17 protein-coding genes and 1 pseudogene are annotated in these 20972 nt (G+C 72.9%); 11 read left to right on the top strand and 7 right to left on the bottom strand.

Going from position 1 to position 20972, the window contains the following annotated elements; genetic code table 11:
* Positions 1–2121, bottom strand: coding sequence for a glycoside hydrolase family 32 protein (locus ADL05_RS15390; protein WP_053617656.1), 2121 nt, complete (start codon positions 2119–2121; stop codon positions 1–3).
* A 332-nt stretch (positions 2122–2453) separates the two neighbouring features.
* Between ADL05_RS15390 and ADL05_RS15395 the strand changes: the two genes are divergently transcribed.
* The 10 genes and pseudogenes from ADL05_RS15395 to ADL05_RS30580 all read left to right on the top strand — a co-directional run bounded on the left by ADL05_RS15395 (position 2454) and on the right by ADL05_RS30580 (position 11003).
* Complete coding sequence (locus ADL05_RS15395) at positions 2454–3503, top strand: substrate-binding domain-containing protein (RefSeq protein WP_053617657.1); 1050 nt, start codon at positions 2454–2456, stop codon at positions 3501–3503.
* Between the two features lie 45 nt (positions 3504–3548).
* Positions 3549–4604, top strand: coding sequence for an ABC transporter permease (locus ADL05_RS15400; protein WP_156365858.1), 1056 nt, complete (start codon positions 3549–3551; stop codon positions 4602–4604).
* Positions 4601–5449: an ATP-binding cassette domain-containing protein gene (locus ADL05_RS15405; protein ID WP_053617658.1), complete on the top strand. Its 849-nt coding sequence runs from the start codon at positions 4601–4603 to the stop codon at positions 5447–5449. The genes ADL05_RS15400 and ADL05_RS15405 overlap by 4 nt, the downstream gene beginning before the upstream one ends.
* Complete coding sequence (locus ADL05_RS15410) at positions 5446–6393, top strand: carbohydrate kinase (RefSeq protein WP_053617659.1); 948 nt, start codon at positions 5446–5448, stop codon at positions 6391–6393. Before ADL05_RS15405 ends, ADL05_RS15410 begins: the two co-directional genes overlap by 4 nt.
* Positions 6394–6629: 236 nt before the next feature.
* Entirely contained in the window at positions 6630–7034 is a 405-nt protein-coding gene (gene panD / locus ADL05_RS15415; protein ID WP_053617660.1) for an aspartate 1-decarboxylase, read from the top strand.
* A gap of 113 nt (positions 7035–7147) precedes the next feature.
* Positions 7148–7383, top strand: a pseudogene (locus ADL05_RS15420) (hypothetical protein).
* A 597-nt stretch (positions 7384–7980) separates the two neighbouring features.
* The gene (locus tag ADL05_RS15425) at positions 7981–8307 is read left to right on the top strand and encodes a hypothetical protein (protein WP_082376443.1); all 327 of its coding nucleotides are present in this window, start codon (positions 7981–7983) and stop codon (positions 8305–8307) included.
* Positions 8308–8394: 87 nt separating this feature from the next.
* On the top strand, positions 8395–8565 hold the full coding sequence (locus ADL05_RS30575) for a hypothetical protein (protein WP_156365859.1): 171 nt from the start codon (positions 8395–8397) through the stop codon (positions 8563–8565).
* Positions 8566–8614: 49 nt separating this feature from the next.
* Positions 8615–9922: an MFS transporter gene (locus ADL05_RS15430; RefSeq protein ID WP_053617703.1), complete on the top strand. Its 1308-nt coding sequence runs from the start codon at positions 8615–8617 to the stop codon at positions 9920–9922.
* 304 nt (positions 9923–10226) lie between these two features.
* Positions 10227–11003 (top strand): hypothetical protein, encoded by a 777-nt coding sequence (locus tag ADL05_RS30580; protein ID WP_156365861.1) that lies wholly within the window; start codon positions 10227–10229, stop codon positions 11001–11003.
* A gap of 21 nt (positions 11004–11024) precedes the next feature.
* Here ADL05_RS30580 and ADL05_RS15440 read toward each other — a convergent pair whose 3' ends face one another.
* The 3 genes from ADL05_RS15440 to ADL05_RS15450 form a co-directional block, all read right to left on the bottom strand.
* On the bottom strand, positions 11025–11885 hold the full coding sequence (locus ADL05_RS15440; protein ID WP_053617704.1) for a ferric iron reductase: 861 nt from the start codon (positions 11883–11885) through the stop codon (positions 11025–11027).
* 460 nt (positions 11886–12345) lie between these two features.
* Positions 12346–13203: an ABC transporter permease gene (locus tag ADL05_RS15445; protein ID WP_053617663.1), complete on the bottom strand. Its 858-nt coding sequence runs from the start codon at positions 13201–13203 to the stop codon at positions 12346–12348.
* On the bottom strand, positions 13200–14183 hold the full coding sequence (locus ADL05_RS15450; RefSeq protein ID WP_053617664.1) for an ATP-binding cassette domain-containing protein: 984 nt from the start codon (positions 14181–14183) through the stop codon (positions 13200–13202). Before ADL05_RS15450 ends, ADL05_RS15445 begins: the two co-directional genes overlap by 4 nt.
* 101 nt (positions 14184–14284) lie before the next feature.
* Here ADL05_RS15450 and ADL05_RS15455 point away from each other — a divergent pair, with 101 nt between their 5' ends.
* Positions 14285–15085, top strand: coding sequence for a TetR/AcrR family transcriptional regulator (locus tag ADL05_RS15455; protein ID WP_053617665.1), 801 nt, complete (start codon positions 14285–14287; stop codon positions 15083–15085).
* Positions 15086–15105: 20 nt separating this feature from the next.
* Here the strand turns inward: ADL05_RS15455 and ADL05_RS15460 are convergent, their stop codons facing one another.
* From ADL05_RS15460 to ADL05_RS15470, 3 genes are all read right to left on the bottom strand, one after another.
* Positions 15106–16308: a JmjC domain-containing protein gene (locus ADL05_RS15460; protein WP_053617666.1), complete on the bottom strand. Its 1203-nt coding sequence runs from the start codon at positions 16306–16308 to the stop codon at positions 15106–15108.
* A gap of 234 nt (positions 16309–16542) precedes the next feature.
* A complete protein-coding gene (locus ADL05_RS15465; RefSeq protein WP_053617667.1) occupies positions 16543–18921 on the bottom strand; it encodes a prolyl oligopeptidase family serine peptidase in 2379 nt (792 codons plus the stop codon).
* A 249-nt stretch (positions 18922–19170) separates the two neighbouring features.
* Positions 19171–20391 carry an ABC transporter ATP-binding protein gene (locus ADL05_RS15470; protein WP_053617668.1) on the bottom strand — a complete coding sequence of 407 codons (1221 nt, stop codon included), beginning with the start codon at positions 20389–20391 and terminating at the stop codon, positions 19171–19173.
* Positions 20392–20972 lie beyond the last annotated feature (581 nt).

Genomic DNA, 20972 nt, shown 5'->3' on the forward strand with positions numbered 1-20972 from the left:
TCATTCTGCCGCACCGTTCGGATCGGGGCCGAGCGGACGGATGACCACGTCCTCGACCGAGCCCGTGCCGCCGTCGGCGCGGACGGAGATGCCGGTGGCGTCGGGGTCGGGGAAGACGAGGTCGGTCAGGGTGGCCCGGCCGCCGTCGGCGAACACCTCGACCGAGGAGGTGTCCACGACCACGCGCAGGCGCAGGGCGCCGTCCGTCAGGGGCAGCGGGACCGTGCTGCGACTGGGGAAGGCGGGGTGCAAGCCCGTGTTCCCGGACGCGGTGCGGTCCAGGAACAGCTCCTGGGCGGCGGTGTCGTAGCCGACCACGGTGGCCTGGTCGGCGCCCTCGTGCACGCGCAGACCGATCTCCCCGGCCCGGCCCGGGCGCAGCGTCAGCTCGATCTGGTAGGCCTGGCCGGGTTCGGCCGGCGGCAGGTCGAGACCGCGCGCGTGCACCGGGGCGCGGTCGCGTTCGTAGACGGGGTCGCCGTAGACCGACTCCAGCTGGTCGACGGGGTTCTGCACCAGCTGGGGGCGGCCGTCGACGGTCTCCAGCTCCAGCTGCCGGGGCAGGGCCATGGCGCCGCGCCAGGGGGAGGTGGGCGTGTCCTGCGCGTACTGCCAGTTGTTCATCCACGCCATGGTGACGCGGGCGTCGTCGGGGGTGTCGTTGTAGGAGACGGCCGCGTAGTAGTCGCGGCCCCAGTCGAGCCAGTCGTAGTCGGCCAGGCCGGGTACCGGGTCGTCGGAGAACATCACGTGGTCGAGCAGGACGTGCCCCCACCCGCCGGTGGCGTCGTCCTCCACGCGCAGCCGGGCGGTGTGCCCGACGAGGTCGGCGACGTTCCAGGAGACCCAGTCCAGGCTCTCGCTGTCCTGGCCGGTGGCGGTGCGCACGACCTCGCCGTCCACGACCAGGTCGACCGAGGCGTGGCCGCCCCCGCCGGTCCTGGGGTGGTGGCCGCCGCCCACGAGCAGGTTCACGAAGTCGCGGTCGATGGTGAACTCGGGCGAGGTGGCGTGTCCGCGCGGGGCGTCGCCGCCGACGAAGCTGTTCAGCAGGCGCTCACCCTCGTATCCGGTCACGGGGTGCTGGCCGTCCAGCGTTCCGGCGGCGGGTTCGGTGCCGAAGGGGCCCTCGCCGCCCAGGCCGTCGAGGTCGTTGACGACCTCCCAGCCGCCGTAGCCGTCCTCGAAGCCGGCGAAGACCTCGCCGTCGGGAGGCCCGGTCTCCACCAGGCGCTCGGGGGTGAACGCGGTGCCGTCGAAGTCGCCGACGAAGTACTGGGCGCCCGAGCCCCCGGCGACGGAGCCGGGGTTGAGGTTGACGATGAGCACCCAGCGGGTGTCGTCGGGGTCGCCGTCCACGGGCAGCTCGAACAGGTCCGGGACCTCCCAGACGCCGCCGTCGGCGTGGGCGGGCCCGAAGTCGCTGAGGAACTCCCACTCCAGGAGGTCGTCTGAGCGGTGGAAGTGGACGGTGTGCTCGGTGGCCACGACCGTGGCCATCACCCAGTAGCCGCCCTCCTCGTACCAGAACACCTTGGGGTCGCGGAACTCGCCGGAGCCGATGTCCAGGACGGGGTTGCCGTCGTAGCGCTCCCAGGTGTAGCCGCCGTCGAGGCTGTAGGCCGCGGACTGGGCCTGGATGCCGGGCCGTTCGGAGGCGCCGGTGTAGGCGCTCGTGTACAGGGCGACCAGGGGCGGGTTCTCCGCGGTGCCCAGACCGCTGGTGTTGTGCTCGTCGAAGACGATGCCGCCGGAGAAGACGTGCTCGTCGTCGGTGTAGGGGAGGGCCAGCGGCTGTTCCTCCCAGGTGAGCAGGTCGGTGCTCGTGGCGTGCCCCCAGGACATGTTGCCCCAGCGGTCGCCCTCGGGGTTGTACTGGAAGTACAGGTGGTAGACGCCGTCGTGGTGGATGAGCCCGTTGGGGTCGTTCATCCAGTTCTGTGCCGGGGTGAAGTGGATCCGGGGCCGGTGGGGGTGGTCGGTTTCGGCGGCCGCGGGCGCGGCCGCGCCGGTGAGGGTGAGGGCGGCGCCGGTGACCAGGGCGATCGTGGCCGTCCGTGCGGTGGTCCCGGCCGGGCGCCGGGGCCCGCGGGGAGGGTGGGGGAGCGGTGGTCGGTGCATGAGGGGGTCTCCGATCTCGACTCCCGTCGTGCCCACCGCGAACCGCGCCCTGGTGCGGGGGAGTCGGCGCTGACCCGTCCGCGGGGCGCTCCGAGGGGTGATCGGTGGGTGACCGGGAGTCGGTGGTGTGGATCACCCTGCATGGAGCGAGTCAACGTTGTCAAGCGGAGTCCGCGTTCTCCTTCGGCTCGCTGAACTCAGCGGATTGCGGGGGTTGACATACCGACGATGTCTCGTTGAAACTTTCGGGACATCGTTGTCTCGGTGACTGGCGTCACGAGGCACGCCCCCTCGTCCCGCCGGCAGCGGGACGCCGACGAAGGAGTCCCCCAATGACGCACGCACCATGGACCCGCAGGGCACTGGCCGCCGCCGCGGGCACCGGGCTCGCGCTCTCGCTCGCGGCCTGTTCCGACGCCGGGGCCGACGACGGCGAGGTCCTGGTCGGGCTCATCACCAAGACCGAGACCAACCCCTTCTTCGTCAAGATGAAGGAGGGCGCGCAGGAGGCGGCCGACGAGCACGGCGTGACCCTGCAGTCCTTCTCTGGCGACTACGACGGCGACAACGAGTCCCAGGTCCAGGCGGTGGAGAACCTCATCGCCGCCGGCGCCGACGGCATCCTCGTCACCCCCAACGACTCCGAGGCGATCGTGCCCGCGCTGGACCAGGCCCGCGCGGCGGGGATCATGGTGATCGCCCTGGACACCCCGACCGAGCCCCAGGACGCGGTGGACGCCACCTTCGCCACCGACAACTTCCTGGCCGGGGAGTACATCGGCCAGTGGGCCGCCGCGCACTTCGAGGCCGAGGGCGTGGACCCGCGCGTGGCCATGCTCGACCTCAACCCCAACCAGATCGCCGTCGACGTGGCCCGCGACCAGGGCTTCCTCCAGGGCCTGGGCGTGGACATCGCCGACCCCGGCCAGATCGGCGACGAGGACGACGACCGCATCGTCGGCCACGACGTCACCGAGGGCGCTGAGGAGGGCGGGCGCACCGCGATGGAGAACCTCCTGCAGCGCGACCCCGACATCAACCTCGTCTACACGATCAACGAGCCGGCCGCGGCCGGGGCCTACGAGGCGCTCGACGCCGCGGGCGTGGCCGAGGACGTCGTGATCGTGTCGGTGGACGGCGGCTGCCCGGGTGTGGAGAACGTCGGGAGCGGGATCCTGGGCGCCACCGCCATGCAGTTCCCCCTGGACATGGCCGCGCAGGGCGTGGACGCCGTCGTCGAGCACGCCGCCTCGGGCGAGACCCCCGAGCCCACCGAGGGCCTGGACTTCGTCAACACCGGGGTCGAACTGATCACCGACCAGCCGATGGACGGCGTGGAGAGCCAGGACAGCGCCTGGGGCCTGGAGAACTGCTGGGGCTGACCCGCACCCACGCACGCGACGACACGAAGGAAGCACTGAACCACCGTGACCACACCGAACACCTCGCGGGTACCGACCTCCGATCCGCAGCCGCCACCGACCGTTCCGGTCGAGGACGTCAGGCCGCCCACGCTGGTGGACCGGGCCCAGCGGCTCCTGCACGCCCAGGCCACTCTGGGGCCGGCGGGCGTCCTGCTGCTCACCATCGTGGCGTTCTCGGTCGTCGCGCCGAACTTCCTGGCTCCGGCCAACATCTCGCTGATCCTGCAGCAGACCGCCGTGATCGGCACGCTCGCCCTCGGGCAGACGCTCATCATCCTGACCATGGGCATCGACCTGTCGGTGGGCTCGATCATGGTGCTGTGCTCCATCGTCATGGGGCGCCTGTCCGCCGACTTCGGCGTGCCCGGGCCGCTCGCCCTGCTGGTGGGACTGGCCTGCGGCATGGCGTGCGGACTGTTCAACGGGGTGCTGGTGACCCGGGTCAAACTGCCTCCGTTCATCGTCACCCTGGGCTCGCTCAACATCTTCTTCGCGCTGAACCTGTGGTTCTCGCGCAGCGAGACCGTGCGCGGCACGGACATGTCCCAGGTACTGCTGTGGACCGGGCAGGTCGTCACCGTCGGCGGGATGCGGCTGACCTACGGATCGCTGCTCATGCTGGCGATCTGCGCGCTGCTCGCCTACGCGCTGCACCGCACCCGCTGGGGCCGCCACGTGTACGCCACCGGTGACGACCGGGAGGCCGCCCGCCTGGCCGGGGTCCGGGTCGACCGGATCCTGCTGAGCGTGTACGCGGTGGCGGGGCTGGTGTACGCGGTCGGCGCGTGGATCCTCATCGGCCGGATCGCCTCGGCCAGCCCGCAGGCCGGGATGATGGACAACCTCGACAGCATCACCGCCGTCGTCCTCGGCGGCACCAGCCTCTTCGGCGGCCGGGGCCTGATCATCGGCACCGTCATGGGCGCGCTCATCGTGGGCGTGTGCCGCAACGGGCTCTCGCTGGCCGGGGTGGACGTGCTGTGGCAGAACTTCGCCGTGGGCGTCCTGGTGATCCTCGCGGTGTCCCTCGACCAGTGGATCAGGAAGGCCCGACGATGAACCAGACCACCACCGGTACCGCCGACACCCCGGCCCCGCATGCGTACGCCGAGCCGGTCCTGGAAGCCCGCGGCCTGGTCAAGCGGTACGGCGGCGTGACCGCCCTGGACGGAGCCGACCTGGAGCTGTACCCCGGCGAGATCCTCGCCGTCATCGGCGACAACGGGGCGGGCAAGTCCAGCCTCATCAAGGCCCTGTCCGGGGCGATCGTCCCCGACGCGGGCGAGATCCTCGTGGACGGGCGCCCGGTGCGGCTGCCCACCCCGATCGCCGCGCGCGACGCGGGCATCGAGACGGTCCACCAGAGCCTGGCGGTCTCCCCGTCCCTGGACATCGCGACCAACCTGTTCCTGGGCCGGGAACTGCGCCGACCGGGCGTGCTCGGCTCGGTGCTGCGCATGCTGGACCGGCCCCGGATGCGCGCCGAGGCGGCCCGCCACCTCGACGAGCTGGGGATCAGGACCATCCAGAACCCCAACCAGGCGGTGGAGACCCTCTCGGGCGGGCAGCGGCAGGCGGTCGCGGTGGCGCGGGCGGCGGCGTTCGGCAACAAGGTCGTCATCATGGACGAGCCCACGGCCGCGCTGGGCGTGCGCGAGTCGCGCGCCGTGCTCGACCTCATCCTGCGGGTGCGCGACAGCGGGCTGCCGGTCATCCTCATCAGCCACAACATGCCGCACGTGTTCGAGATCGCCGACCGGGTGCATGTCCAGCGCCTGGGCCGGAGGGTCGCCACGCTCGACCCGTCGGGGTGCGGCATGTCCGACGCGGTCGCCGTGATGACCGGGGCCCTGGACCCCGCCGAGCTGCCCGATGGCGCCCTGGCCCCGGGAGCCGCGCCGTGATCGTGGTGTGCGGCGAGGCGCTCGTGGACCTGGTGCCCCAGCCCGGCGCGGGCCGGTGGCGGGCGGTGCCGGGCGGCGGACCGGCCAACGCGGCCGTCGCCCTGGCCCGCCTGGGCTCGGACCCGGCGCTGCTGTGCCGGCTGTCGGGCGACGCCTTCGGCCGCCAGATCCGCGCCCACCTGGTCGAGCGCGGCGTCGACCTGCGGCTGGCGGTGGCCGCGACCGAGCCGACCACGCTGGCGGTGCTGGCGCTGGACGCCTCCGGTGGCGCCGACTACGGCTTCTACCTCCAGGGCACCGCCGACTGGCAGTGGCGGCCCGAGGAGCTGCCGGACCTGGACGCGGGCACCGAGGCCGTCCACGTGGGCTCCCTGGCGGCCCTGCTCGAACCCGGCGCGGGGCGGCTGCGCGCGTGGGCCCGCGCCCACCGGGACCGCACCACGGTGTTCTACGACGTCAACGCCCGCCCGGCGGTGGGCGTGGCGCGGGCCGAGGCCGCCCGCCAGGCCGCGGAGTGGATGGACGTCGCGCACGTGGTCAAGGCCAGCGAGGAGGACATCGCCTGGCTGGAGCCGGGCCGCGACCCGCTGCTGGTCGCCGAGCGGTGGGTGGTGCGCCACGAACTCGACCTGCTCCTGCTCACCAGGGGCGGCGATGGCGCGGTGGCGCTGTCGTCCCACTGGGGCGACCGGGTGCGGGTGCCGGGTGTGCGGGTCGACGTCCGAGACACCGTGGGGGCGGGGGACGCCTTCGGGGCCGCGGTCCTGGCCCGCCTGTCCGAACGGGGCGTGCTGGCGCGGGGCCCGGCGGCACCGGACCCGGCCACGGTCCGCGACGCCCTGGCCTTCGCCGCAGCCGCTGGGGCGCTGGCCTGCACGACCGAGGGCGCCGATCCGCCGCGCCGCGCGGACGTGGAGTCGTGCCTGGTCTCCCTGCTGGTCTGACCGGGGTGCGGGGGAGCGTTCTCCGCCCGCCTCCTCCCACGCGCCGCCGACCGTGTCCGCGCGGTCGGCGGCGCCCGCGCGCGCGGCACCGGAACACGGGGGACGAACGGGGCGTTGGGCCGTTAGTGGGACCCACTGGTCGAAGCGGACCGGGGGAGAGGTCATCATGGTGGACGCACGGGACCCCGCACCGGGGCCTGTAGTCGCCACCACGCATCGGAAACGAGGCTCGATCAGTGCTGCGCACCCTTATCAACGGCAAGATCCACCGCGCCACGGTCACGCAGGCCGATCTGCACTACGTCGGATCGGTCACCATCGACGCCGACCTGATGGAGGCCGCCGACATCGTCGACGGTGAGCAGGTCCACATCGTCGACATCGACAACGGCAGCCGGCTCGTCACCTACGCGATCACGGGCGAGCGCGGCACCGGCGTCATCGGGATCAACGGCGCCGCGGCGCGCCTGGTCAGCCCCGGTGACCTGGTCATCATCATCTCCTACGCCCAGGTGACCGAGGCCGAGCGCGCCGAGCACGTCCAGCACATCGTGCACGTGGACGCCGACAACAAGGTGGTCGCCCTGGGCAACGACCCCGCGGAGCCGATCCCGGGCAGCACGCTCGTCTCCGGGCGCTGAATCCTCGCGGCCTTGCCCGCGCCCGCACCCGCGCGGGCACGGCCGCCACCCCCGTTCCCTGGCCGGTTCCGGCCTGCTCGGCGGCCCCGGTGCCGGGTATGCCCTGAGAAGGCATGGACACACGGGACGAGGAGCGGCGCCTGGTCGCCGAGCACATCGAATGGCAGAAGCAGGGCGCCTGGGTCGTCCTCTGGGGCGTGTACACCCGCCGGTTCTGGGCGTACGCCTGCTGGCCGGTGATCCCGCGCGGCGGCGTGGTCATCAGCGCCGAGGACCCCCACCTCCTCTACACCCACATGCGCCAGGTCGAGCGCGAGCATACCTGAGGTGGCGCTACGGCCGCCGGTGACGAACGCAGCCGCCTCACACCGATACGGCGGAGGTCGTGGCAGCGCACGTCAGCGGGCCTGTCCTGCCCTGTACCAGGACGAGCACCCGGACCTCATGGCGCCATTGGGGGATCCGCGTCCACGACGTGTATTCCAGCGGGCCGGCGAGCCGTCTGACGCACTCCTGCCATGCCTCGGGCGACAACCTGGTCCGCAGCCGGATAGCCGCTGGCTATCAAAACTGACGATTCAATGATTGGTCAGAATCGCGAGTATTGATCACGAGTTGGCAAAGCCACCTTCCTGCGGCTCCGCCTCACCTACTATGCGGCTTATCCTTGTGGACGGACCGACCGTCTGCCTCCCCACGCGCCCCCCGTCTGAGCTGGGAAGTTGCATGGTCCGACCCAAACACCCGAAGCCGCAGTATGAAGACGTCCTACGGACGGCAGAGTCCAAAGGGTGGACCGTCAAACGAGGCAGCAGATATTCAAGCTGTACTGTCCGTGCCCGGAAAAGCACTTCAAGACAGTTAAGCTCAGTCCTTCAGGGGCAAACTACCTGAAGAACCTCATCGGCCAGTTGCGCCGCGCGACATGTTGGAGTGACGACGCGTGATGGATACCCTCACCTACCTCACGGCCGACTTGGTGTTCCAGACCGCCGAGGACGACGACTTCGACGCCTTCGCTGACCGGATCCTCGATACCCTGCTCGATCTCGAGGAGCAGGATGACGGCATCGTCGATCCTGATTCTGCCGGCAATCTGACCAAGCGCTCACTGACCATCAGCATGGGTGTGAAGGCGAGCACCGTCCAGGATGCCGAGCGCATCTTCATCGCGAACGTGCGCACGGCTCTCCTCGCCGCGGAGTGCGAGACGTCTCTTCTCGGCCGGTATCCGAAGCCTACGGTGCGCCAGGTCGACGCAGCCTGCGCCTAGGGTGTCCGGGTCGCCTCGCTCCCGCATGCCCGCGTGGTCATCCCGGCCCCTTCCAGGGGAACAGCCAGGTTCTCGTTGCCATGATCGGTGGGGGTTCGGAGAGGAGCCGACGCCTCGTACGCCTGCTGGCCGGTGATCCCGCGCGGCGGCGTGGTCATCAGCGCCGAGGACCCCCACCTCCTCTACACCCACATGCGCCAGGTCGAGCGCGAGCAGCGCGAGCACGGATACCTGAGGTGGCGCTACGGCCGTCGGTGACGAAAGGCTACGATTCATCCCATAACCGATGAATCGGAAGGTCTCCCCCGTGTCCACAGGAACCACCCCGCCGACCGAGATCCTGACCGAGGACCTTCGCGCCCGTCTGCAGCGGCGCACCGTCGTCTCGCTCATGCTCACCCAGGTCGTCGGCGGGATCGGCATGGGCGCGATGCTCGCCGTGGGCGCGCTCATCGCGCAGGACCTGACCGGGTCCGACGCCTGGGCCGGGATGGCCACGACCATGATCACCCTGGGTGCCGCCGTGTTCGCGCTGCCCCTGGCGTCCCTGGCCGCCCGCCACGGCCGCCGTCCGGGGCTGGCCCTGGGCTGGGCGCTCGGCTCCGTGGGCGGAACGGTCGTCATCGGCGCCACCGTGCTGGGCTCGTTCGTCCTGTTTCTCGCGGGCATGGTGCTCGTCGGCGCCGGGACCGCCACCAACCTCCAGGCCCGCCACGCCGCCGCCGACCTGTCCTCCGAGCGCAGCCGGGGCCGCGACCTCTCGGTCGTGGTGTGGGCGACCACCGTCGGCGCGGTGGTGGGGCCCAACCTCATCGGGCCGAGCGGGCGGGTGGCGCGGTCGCTGGGCCTGCCGGAGCTGCTGGGCCCGGCGCTGTTCACCACCGCCGGGTTCGTCCTCGGCGCCGTCCTCACCATGGCGCTGCTGCGCCCGGACCCGCTGAGGACGGCCACCGCCGCGGTCGCCGCGGCCTCGCGCGCGGCCGGGAGACCCGACACCGGAGGGGGCGCCACGCTGTCGGTGCCCGGCGCGCTCGCCGTGGTCGGCCGCACCCCCGCCGCGCTGCTGGCGGTCGTGGGCATCGTCGCCAGCCACACGGTCATGGTCGCGGTCATGACGATGACCCCGGTGCACATGTCGCACCACGGGGCGGCCCTGACCGTGATCGGACTGACCATCTCCCTGCACATCGCCGGGATGTACGCGCTGTCGCCGGTGGTCGGCTGGCTGACCGACCGCTGCGGACGGCTGCCCGTGCTGCTGTCCGGCCAGGTGGTGCTGCTGGTGGCGGCCGCCGTGGCGGGCACGGCCGGACACGACGAGGTGCTGGTGGCCACCGGGCTGGTCCTGCTCGGCCTGGGCTGGTCCCTCGGCCTGGTCTCGGGAACCGCGCTGCTGGCCGAGTCGCTGGCGCCGGAGGTGCGTCCGCGGGTCCAGGGAGTCAGCGACCTGCTGATGAACCTCGGCGGCGCCGCGGCCGGTGCCCTGTCCGGCGTGGTGCTGGCCCAGACGGGTTTCGGCGGCCTCAACCTCTTCGCGGCCCTGTTCACCGTGCCGGTGTTCGTTCTGGCCCTGCGCGTGCTGGCGGCCCGCCGCCGCACGGCGCCGGGGATCTGAGCCGCCGCCCGCCGAACACGGCCGGAGCTTTACCGGAAACGCCCCGGGAGCTGCTGTGCGACGCGCCCGCGCGCGGTTACCTTCCAACGTAGGGCGTGTGTGGCGGGTGCCGTCCGGCGCGATCGGGTCAGGCAGCGGTGCTCTGGCGAGGCCGGAGTAGACGTCTTCCCCGTGTGTCCGCCGACTGGTGGGAACGCGGCGGGAGCGCCGCCGGGCCGACGCGCGGCAGGGGGTGTCCGCCGAACGCGCCCTGGGGCCCACCGGCCCGGGTGGGCGCAGTCGCCGGACGTGAGGGGTGGTCCCAGTGACCGATCGAGAGCCCGAGCAAGGACCCGAGGAACGGTCCGGGGCGTCAGCGGACCCGGTGAACCACCGTCCGCCCGAGGAGTGGCGGCCGGGCGACCCCGGGGACCCTATGGAGGGCGGCCCGCAGCCGCCGGGCGAGCCACCGCACGAGTACCCCCATGGCTCCGCGCAGGCCGGGCCCCCGTACGAGCGGCCGCGGGGCTTCGCGCCGGGTGAGCACCCCACGGGGGCGCCGCCCGAGCCGATCACGGGCGAGCGCTCCGAGGGCCCCAGCGGCGCGTCGCAGGCGGGCTTCGAGCACGCCGGATACGCGCCGGGCTACGGGGAGGCGGACGAACCGGGCGCCGGACCGGGCTCGGTTCCGCCCATCGGGCAGCCGTGGAGCGGTCCGGGCCGGCCCGGACCGCAGATGGGTCCGCAGGCGGGCCAGCAGACGGGCCCGCAGGCCGGACAGCAGACGGGTCCGCCGATGGGATCGCCCACCGGACCGCAGCCCGGTTGGACGCAGCCGCCCGAGTACGGTCAGCCGGGCGGGGTGTACGGCCAGCCGGGCGGAGTGTACGGCCAGCCGCCGGGCTACGTCCAGGGGCCCGGATACGGGCAGGGGACCCCGTCGGCGGGGTACGGGTCCTACGCCTACGGGCAGCCGGAGGAGAAGTCCACGCCCTGGGGCAAGATCGTCGGGATCGGCTGCGGGGTGCTACTGGTCGTGATGCTCGTCAGCGCCGTGGTGTCGGTCCTGATGCTCATCCTGGTCGGCGTGGAGTTCCGGTAGGGCGTCCGGGGACGCGTCCGGTCAGGGGGCCAGCGCCGGGTCGCGCAGCCACTCCGCCAGGGTCTCCTGGCGCTCGCTGTCGCACTTGAGCGGACAGGTCGTGCAGAACCCGTGCTCGGGGTCGCCCTTGTAGTCGAAGCAGCACGTCCCCCGCACCGCCCACGTGCCCTGCGGGTGTTCGGGCGCGAAGGAGAAGAGCCGGGGCCGCTTGCGCGTGACCGCGCCCGCCGCCACCACGGCGTCGCCGAGGCGGGACGCCAGGTCCCAGGCCTGCTCGGCGTCGCGGCCCAGGTAGCGGGCGGGGTTGAGCATGTAGAAGTGCAGGGTGTCCAGCACCCAGCCCCACAGCGTGCGGCGCCCGGCCCTGGAGTGGGCGTGCAGGGCCTCCACGAGCGGACCGACCGTGGCCACGAACCCCTCGGCGGCCATCCTGAGCAAGTCGTCCTCGTCCCGGGCGACCACCGTGTCCGGCCGGTCGGCGGCCGGGTCGTCGGGCAGGACCGCCAGCCGCGTGTCGACCACCGCGGGAGTGCCGAAACGGCAGCGCTCGGTGTCCCAGGGCAGCACGAGGGACTGCGGGATGAGGAGCGGTGCCCGGCCGGTGAGGTAGAGCGAGGCCGAGAGCAGGAAGATCGGTTCGCGCAGGGTGGCGCGCAGGAAGCCGGTCGCGGCGGGGAGCCGGTGGCCGGGTCCGTGCTCGGTGCGCAGCTTGTCGAAGAGCACCGGCAGGGAGCCGTCGTGGGCGAGGACGTCGGCCCGGTGCCGCTGCAGGGAACCCGAGGCGCTCCGGCGCAGGTCCTGGGACGTGACCAGGTCCGGCAGGGGCGCGAACCGCAGTGACGCGCACGCGTCACGGATCGCGTCGAGCGGATCAGGAGTCACCACGGAACCTGCCCTTCGTCGCGTGAAGCCGTCATGTACCGGGGTGGGTGCGGTCGCAGTGACCACCGGTGTGACGGTTTCATCTGCGCCTCTTAAGTGAGGCTACCCTAACGATTTGGCGGACCGCAATGATCATCGGCGTGTCGTGACGCTTCCTTGGGGCGGAGAAGGGCTGGTCCGGGCGGGGGGTCGGCCCGGTGGGCGGGGCTCGGCCCGCGTCCCGGGCCGCCGTGCCCCGCCTCAGGCGGCCGGTCGGCCGGTTCGGCGCGCACCGCGGCGCGGGCGGCGGTACTCGAGCCGCCACTCCACGGCCGCGTCCACCAGCGCGGGCCCGGGAGCCTCCGGTTCGGGACGCGCTCAGGCGCGGTGGCGGCGGTGCTCGTGGGCACGAGGGGGTCCTCGGTGGTCGGGCGGTCGGGGACCGGGCGAGTGGGCGGACGGACGCGGGCGCCGGTCCGGGTCAGCGGTCCAGCGACCGGAACCGGCGCACGGCCAGGGGCGCGGCCACGAGCACCACGGCCGTGGACACGGCCAGGGCCAGCGCCAGGGCGTGCTGGGCAGGCCAGGCGTCCGAGGGCAGGGACGGATTGCCGAACAGCTCACGGGTGGCCGTGACGACGGCCGAGAGCGGGTTCCACTCGGCGACGGGCGCGAGCGCGGCGGGCATCGCCTGGGCGGGCAGGAAGCTCGTGGAGAGCATCGTGAGCGGGAAGGCCAGCGGGTAGACGACCATGCTCACCGAGTCGGCGGTGGGCATGACCAGGCCCAGCAACGCGCCCAGGCACACCAGGGCCAGCCGGAACAGCAGCAGGACGCCGACGGCGCCCGCCGCCGAGGCGGCCCCGTCCTCCGCCCGCCAGCCCAGGAGGAGTCCGACCCCGAGCAGGAGCACGACTTCGACGGCGCCGCGCAGCATGTCGGACAGCACGCGGGCGCCGAGCAGTGAGACCGGTGCCATCGGCATGGACCGGAACCGGCCCATGACCTCGCGCGCGGTGTCGCGGGCGATGCCCGCGGCCGTGCCCGCGATCCCGTAGACCATGACCATCGCGAGCATGGCGGGTACCAGGTAGGCCGGGTAGTCCTCGGCGCCCGGCGGGGCCATGGCCTCGCCGAACACGAAGCCGAAGAGCAGCAGCATCATCACCGGCATCGTGAGGGCGATGGCCGGCTCGAAGGGGTCACGGGCCATGTGGCGCAGGTTGCGCCGGGTCAGCACGAGCGTGTCCGACCACGTCTTGCGCGGCCCGGCGGCGCGTCGGGGCCTGGAACGAAGGGTGCCCGGACCCGGGGCCGTGGTGTGTGCGGCGCTGCTCACGCGGCCACCTCCGCGGTGTCGGCCGGGGCGGCCGAGCCGGTCAGGGCCAGGAAGACCTCGTCCAGGCTGGGGCGGCGGACGCCGACGTCGGCCACACGCGCGCCGGAGCCGTCCAACGCGCGCACGGCGCGGGTCAGGGTGTCCATACGGTCCGCGGCGGGGGCGCTGACCCGCTGCTCGGCGGCGTCGATGGTCGGCCGGACGCCCAGGGCCCGGCCGAGCAGGTCGGCGACGGCGTCCAGGTCGGCCGGGTCGCGTACGACCACGTCCAGCCGGTCGCCGCCGACCCGGGACCGCAGGTCGTTCGGGGTGCCCTCGGCGATGACCCGCCCGCGGTCGATCACGGCCACCCGGTCGGCCAGCCGGTCGGCCTCCTCCAGGTACTGGGTGGTCAGCAGCACGGTGGTGCCCGCGCGCACCAGGACGCGGACGGACTCCCAGACCTGGAGGCGGCTGCGCGGGTCCAGGCCGGTGGTGGGCTCGTCCAGGAACAGCACGTCGGGGTCCTGGAGGAGGCTGACCGCCAGGTCCAGCCGGCGGCGCATCCCGCCGGAGTAGCCGTCGGCGCGCCGGTCGGCGGCCCCGACCAGGTCGAAGCGCGCCAGGAGCTCCTCGGCGCGCTCGCGGGCCACCCGGTCCGGATAGCCGTACAGGCGGGCGAACATGACGAGGTTCTCCCGCGCGGTCAGCAGTTCGTCGACCGCGGCGTACTGGCCGGTGAGCCCGATCCGGGCGCGGACCCGGTCGGCCTGGGCGACCACGTCGTGGCCGTGGACGGCGGCGCGTCCGGAGTCGGGGCGCAGGAGGGTGGCCAGCACCCGCACGGCGGTGGTCTTGCCCGCCCCGTTGGGGCCGAGCAGGCCGTAGACGGTGCCGGCGCGCACGGTCAGGTCGAGTCCGTCCAGCGCGCGGGTGGCCCCGTAGCTCTTGCCCACCCCCTCGGCCCTGATCGCCGCGACGGGTTCGATCGGCTCGGACATGGTGTGTACCGCCTAAACTGTATATCCCATACGCCTTACTGTTTAAGTAATACACAGATTTAGGATGGGTGTCAACGACGATCCCGACGACGTGGTGGCACATGCGACAGCAGGAACCGAACCGGATGGCGCGCGAGATCGACCTGCTGTGGGGACCGCGCGCCTCGCCCCGGCGCGGCCCCAAGCCCAAGCTCAGCCGGGAGGCCGTCGTCGGGGCCGCCGTCGCCCTCGCCGACGCCGAGGGACTGGAGGCCGTCTCCATGCAGCGCGTGGCCAAGGAACTCGGCTACACGACGATGTCGCTGTACCGCCACGTGGACAGCAAGGAGGACCTGCTCACGCTGATGGGCGAGGCGGCCACGGGGAACGCGCCGCCCGAACCGCGTGAGGACGGCGACTGGCGCGCCGGCATCGAGGACTGGGCCGACGCGACCACCCGCCGGTACCGCGCCCATCCCTGGATGGTCTTCGTCCAGCTCTCGGGGCCCCCGAGCGGCCCCAACGGCCTGCGGTGGATGGAGGCCGGACTACGCGAGCTCGTCGGGGCCGGACTGCGCTCCGGGGAGGCCCTGGAGATGCTGCTCCTGATCACCGCCGCGCTGCGCGAGACCATCCGCATGGAGGTCGAGATGGGCCGGGCCGCGGCGGAGGCCGGAACCACCCTGCCCGAGAGCGAACGCGACTACGCCCGGGCCCTGCGCGCGGTGGTCACGCCCGAACGGTTCCCCACCCTCAGCCGCATGCTGGAGGAAGGAGTCCTGGACCAGGAGCCCGCGTCGCCCCCGCCGGAGGGCGGGCAGCCCGGAGGCCCCGCCGAAGGGCTGGACTTCGGCCTCCAACGCATCCTCGACGGGATCGATGCCTACGTCCGAGCCAAGGACGGGGACGCTCGGGGCGCGTGACGCGGGGTGTTCCGGTCGGGTCAGCGGATCAGGACGAGGTGGTGCCGAGCCAGGGCCGCGACCACCCGCGCGGTCTCCTCGGCCGGGGTCCCGGCGCGCTCGGCCAGGTCGGCCACGGTCAGCACCCGGTGCTCGGCCAGGGCTTCCAGCACCGGCGCGGCCACGGCCGGGAGCCGGTAGCGCTTGCCGGACACCGAGACCGCCACCCGGCCGTCCTCGTGCTCCAGAGGCGGCGGCAGGACCGGGACGAACTCCACCCGGGCCCCGGGCGGCGGCGGGTCGTCCTGTACGGCCCAGGGCAGCGCGAACGACGTACGCCGGGGGAAGCGCGCGTCCCGCTCGGCCAGGACCTCGTCCATGTCCCACGCCTCGGCCAGTTCCAGCAGCCGCGCCACCAGCGCGTGCTGGTGCTTGCGCCGCTCGTCGGGTGCGGCGAAGCGGGGCAGGTCGCGGCGGAAGGTCTCCTCCTCGAACAGTCGGCGCACCAGCGTGTTCGCCCAGTCGATCCCCGTCGCCCGGGTGAAGCCGAACGTCAGGTGCATGCTCACACCGCCCGTGCCGGTGACCGTGTGCCACCACCCGCGCGGCACGTGGATGATCTGGCCGGGTCGCAGGACGCCCTCCCAGATCGTGTGCGTCCGGCCGTCGGCGTCCACGGGCGCGGTGTGCGCGTGGTCGGTGTCGTCCTTCATCGGGAACGCGCGCGTGCCCGGGCCGTGCACCTTCCAGTGCTTGGTGCCCTCCAGCTGCACGATCATCGTGTCGTGGTCGTCCCAGTGGGTGTCGAATCCGCGCGACTCGCCCCAGATCAGGTACAGGTTGGCCTGCACGCGCTCGCGGACCAGCCGCATGAGGTCGTCGGCCGCCGCGCCGACACCGGGGTGCATCCGGTCGACGCTGTCCAGGACCAGGCTCGCTCCCGCCCGCAGCTCCCGGTACAGGGCCTCGGGGCGCACGATCCGGCGCGCGGTGCGCGAGGAGGTGGCGCCCGCGGTGTAGCGGTCGACCGGAACGGGGGAGCCGTCCTGGTGCAGGCGCAGCCGAGGCGGCTCGGGAGAGCACGTGGTCAGCACGTCGTTGAGATCGTCGAAGGTGAAGAGGGAGCGGACGGCGCCGGCGCCCAGTTCGGCGAAGAAGAACTCCTCCGACAGGCGGGTGGTCAGGGCCTCCCGGCCCACGACGTCGCTCAGGGGTCCGGTGAACAGTTGGCCGGGGTCGGTCACGGCGGTCCTTCCACGAGGGGGGACCCGTCCGGTCCGGACCCCGGGGCCCGGACCGGACGGGCCGGGATCAGATGAAGTCGGAACTGCCGTCGGTTCCGTCGCTGTCGCCGCCCGCGGTGATGTCGCGGGAGGTGACCTCCGCCAGGTCCTCGACCTCAACCTCGATGGGGTCCATGCGCACCGCACCTCACTTTCTGTGTGCCGTTACCTTCTCTGGCAGGGCGGCCACCGCGCTCAGCGCGGCAGCAGCCCCGTTCGTTGGGCCGCGAACGCGTGGGCGTCCGCGGCCAGGGCGACCGCCCGGCCGACCGCGCGCGGTCCGTGGCCGACGTCGCGCTCGTAGCGCAGCAGGACCGGCGGGCGGTCGCCGTGGCGTGCCGCCGCCAGCAGCGCCGCGCACATCTTGCGCGGATGCGCGGCGCCGGTCCTGGTGTCCCCGGCGAACCCGGTGAGCAGGATGCCGGGATAGCGGTGGCCGGGCGAGTGGACGGCTCTGTCCAGGACCCGGTGGTAGGGGGAGTAGGACATGAGCGCGGCGAAGTCGTCGGGGTCGGCGGCGGTGCCGAACTCGCGGGTCCACATCCGGCCCAGCCCCAGCCGCTCGAACCGGGCCATGTCGGCCAGGGGAGCGGAGGCGATCACCGCCTCGCACAGGTCCGGCCGGGCCGCGGCGGCGGCCAGGACGAGCAGGCCGCCCGCCGAGCCGCCGGACAGGCAGAGCTGGTGGCGTGCGCACACGTCCGCGCCGACCAGGGCGTCGGCCGCCGCCACCAGGTCCTGCACCGCTCGCGGCTTGTCGCGCCCCGACCCGCGCAGGTGCCAGTCGCGCCCGGCGTCGCCGCCGCCGCGCACGTGGGCGACGGCGTAGCGGCCCCCGGCCTGGAGCCAGGCCAGCACGGTGGCGCTGAACCCGAACTGGCGCGGTCGGCCGAAGCCGCCGTAGGCGTGCAGGATGGTCGGGCCGGGCACGGGTGGTGGCTCGGGGGCGCCCTCGGGGCAGGGGTGCTCGCGCAGGGTGAAGACGCTGATCGGCACCCGGGTGCCGTCCTGGGACCGGCACCACAGGACCGTACGCCGGACGGAGGACCCGTGCGGGCCTGCGCCGGCACCACCGGTTCCATGGGACTCGTGGGAAGCACGAGCCGCCCGGTCCGCGACGATGCTGTGGGACTCGCGGGAAGCGCGAGCCGCCCGGTCCGCAATGTTGCCGTGCCGCTCGTGGGGCGGACGAGACGCGTGGTCCGCTCTGGTGCCGTGGGGCTCATGGGGCGCGGGCGTGGCCGTGTCGTCGTTCGTCGGGGTCGGGTTCGGGCCTCGCGGTGGCATGGGGAGCGTGGGTGCTGGGTCACCGCTCCCCGGGCGGTCCCCGTGGGCGGGCCAGGGGCGGGGCACCGGGTCGCCCGGGGCCAGGGAAAGCACCCGCTGCTGCACGGCCACGTCGGCGTACCCGAAGTGGACCGTCCCGTCCGGGGCGTCCCCGGGTGTGGACACCATGCCCTCGCCGGGCAGGTCCACCGCGTACAGGCGCGCACCCGTGCGCGCGTCGTGCACAGCCGCCTCGCTGATGCCCAGCCGGGTGCGTGCCACGAACAGGGCGGGGCCGCCCGGACCGGCACACGGGGTGAAGGCGTCCAGCGTGGCGCCCGGTTCCTCGGCCACGACCTCGCGCCAGTGCCCGACACCGGGCTCGTGCGGGGAGACCGCGCAGATCCGACGATGCGGCGCCCGCAGGGTCGTGCGCAGGTACAGCAGCCCGTCCGGCCCGAGCCGGGCCTCGGTCTCGCCGTCCTCCCCGACCTGCACGGCGCTCAGCCGCGGGCCGCGGGTGCGGCTGGGGCGTGCGCCGAGGTCGGCCAGCCACAGGTCCGTGCGGTGCCCGGTGCCGTGGCTCTCCGTGACCAGCAGCCAGCGTCCGCCCAGCACGCGCACGCCGGGCACGGTGTCGGGTGCCGTGCACGCGTGCACGAGGGTCTCGGCGCCGTCGGCGACCCGGCGCAGCCACACTCCGCGCACGCCCTGGGCGCCGTCGCGGCGGACGTAGCAGAAGGCCGGGCCCTCCCCGGGCAGCCAGGCGACGTGGGAGTAGCGCACGCCCGCGACGGCGGGCCCGACCTGGGAACCGGAGTCGGTGCGCAGCACCCGTAGTCCGCCGCGTTCGACTCCGCCGGACGATGTCTGCAGGGCGACCAGGCGGCCGTCCGGGTCGGGCTCCCAGGCGTCGAGGGTGGTACGTCCGCTGGGGTCGTGCGCGGCGGGATCGAAGACGGTGCGCGGCGGTCCCCGGCCGTCGTCGTCGAACACGACCAGCCGGGGGTGCTCGGCGCCCGCCGGGCGCAGCGTGGCGAAGACCCGGCCGGGTCGGACCACGGGCGGGGTCCACAGGTCGGTGTCCACCAGCGCGCGGATCCGTTCCGCCAGACGCCCGCGCAGCGGCCAGGTGGCGGCCTCGCGCTCGTACTCGCGGCCGCGCTCCTCGATCCAGTTGATCGTCTCGGGGGAGTCGGCGGTCTCCAGCCAGCGGTAGGGATCGGGCACGGCCCGTCCGTGGAGGGTGTCCAGGACGGAGGCGGGATCGTGGACGAGGGCGGCTCCGGGGGCTCGGTTGCGCACCATCACATGCTTGGCTCTGGGCGGCGCGACGGTCAAGGCAAGGGTCCCTGGCCCCATGGCACGCGAGTGTCACCGCCAGGTCAGGTTTGGCGGGGGCGCCTCAGGGACGGCCCGGGCCATCGTCGCGGCTCGGGGCAGGGCCGCGGTCGGCTCCGTGTCCTCCTCGCCCAGACGCCGAACGGGCCTCACACGGACGGGGCCGCCCCCGGCCGCCGGGAGGCGGTCGGGGGCGGCCCCGGGAGCCCGGTCGGGCTAGACGTTGTCGGGGTGGCCGATCGCCAGGCCGCTCTCGTGGTCGAAGAAGTGCAGCTGGCTGACGTCCACCGACAGGCTGATCGTGTGGCCCGGCTTGACCGAGCTGCGGGGGCTCACCCGCGCGGTGAACTGCGACTTGTTCTCGCTCAGGGGCAACGTCGAGTCGGCGCTGTCCTCCTCGTCGCCCGCGGCGTCCTTGGCCAGGGCGGCGGCGTCCTCGTGGCGGATCGGCGGGGCGTCCACGCTGAAGATGACGTTGATCTCGGTGCCCAGCTCCTCGGTCACACCGGCGGTGACGTCGATGCGCGGGTCGCCGTTGCCGTCGAGTTCGGCGTCGCTGAAGTCGGACGGGCGGATGCCCAGGATGAGCTTGCGGCCCAGGTAGTCGCGCAGCCCGGGGCGGCTGTCCAGCACGCTCGCCGGGATCGGCAGCTTGTGCTCGGCGAAGGCGAGCACCGCGCCCTCACCGTCCCGCGTGAGTTCGGCGTCGACGAAGTTCATCGCCGGGGAGCCGATGAAGCCGGCCACGAACAGGTTCTTGGGTGCGTCGAACAGGCGCTTGGGGGTGTCGACCTGCTGCAGGCGGCCGTCGCGCATGACCGCGACCCGGTCGCCGAGGGTCATGGCCTCGATCTGGTCGTGGGTGACGTAGACGGTGGTGACGCCCAGGCGCTCGTGCAGCTGGTTGAGGCTGGCGCGCATCTGCACCCGCAGCTTCGCGTCCAGGTTGGACAGCGGCTCGTCCATGAGGAAGGCGCGCGGCTCGCGCACGATCGCGCGGCCCATGGCCACACGCTGGCGCTGACCGCCGGAGAGGGCGCCCGGCTTGCGCTTGAGGTAGGGCTCCAGGCCCAGCATCTCGGCGGCCTCGCCCACGCGGCGGGCGATCTCCGCCTTGCTGACCTTGCGCAGCTTCAGGCCGAAGGCCAGGTTCTGCTCCACGCTCATGTGGGGGTAGAGGGCGTAGTTCTGGAAGACCATCGCGATGTCGCGGTCCTTCGGCGGACGGTCGTTGACGACCTCGTCGCCGATGAGCAGCGTGCCGTCGGAGATCTCCTCCAGTCCGGCGATCATGCGCAGCGCGGTGGACTTGCCGCAGCCCGAGGGGCCGACGAGCACCATGAACTCGCCGTCCTCGATCTTGAGGTTGAGGTCGTTGACGGCTTTGACATTGCCGCCGTAGATCTTGTCGACGCCGTCGAGGACGATCTCCGCCATGGTTGGTCAGCTCCCGCTGGTTCGTGGTCCGCGGTGAGGGGGTCTCGTGGCCGACGACCCCTGTTCACCGCCCTGGTTCCGAAGTTGATCGAACCAGGAAGTTTCATTGATCACATCAGACACGATCTTGATCGAAATGTCCAGAGTTGGCGGAGCATCGATCTGATTGTGGTCAGACACAAACCCCCGACGCTCAGCTGGCGTGGCGGGCCCAGGTGCGTTAGCCTGTCCGACGGTTCTTCACTTTCTCCCCTTCACCACCACGACACGGCACCGACGACACGGCCGCCGGGTTGAGGCACGAGGTCGGGGAGTCTGGGTAACCTAACGACCAGTCCAGCACTGGACGGACCGGTTGTGCGGCCCCCGCTCGTCCGATCTGACGCCGCATCACACGCCAGGTGCGGTTGCGATCGGGTGAGGGGAGGAGTACCGCGACCGGGCGGGGGGTTGGACCCGGAAAAGGCCCGAACATCCAGTAGACAACGGTCTTCCGAGCTCGCCGCCGACGGGACGGAGCCGGTCCGAAGGGTGGCTCGGGCCTTTTCCGCGTCCCCCCATATGCTCTAACCGCCAGCATC

The organism is Nocardiopsis sp. NRRL B-16309, from assembly GCF_001279585.1.
Classification (GTDB): domain Bacteria; phylum Actinomycetota; class Actinomycetes; order Streptosporangiales; family Streptosporangiaceae; genus Nocardiopsis.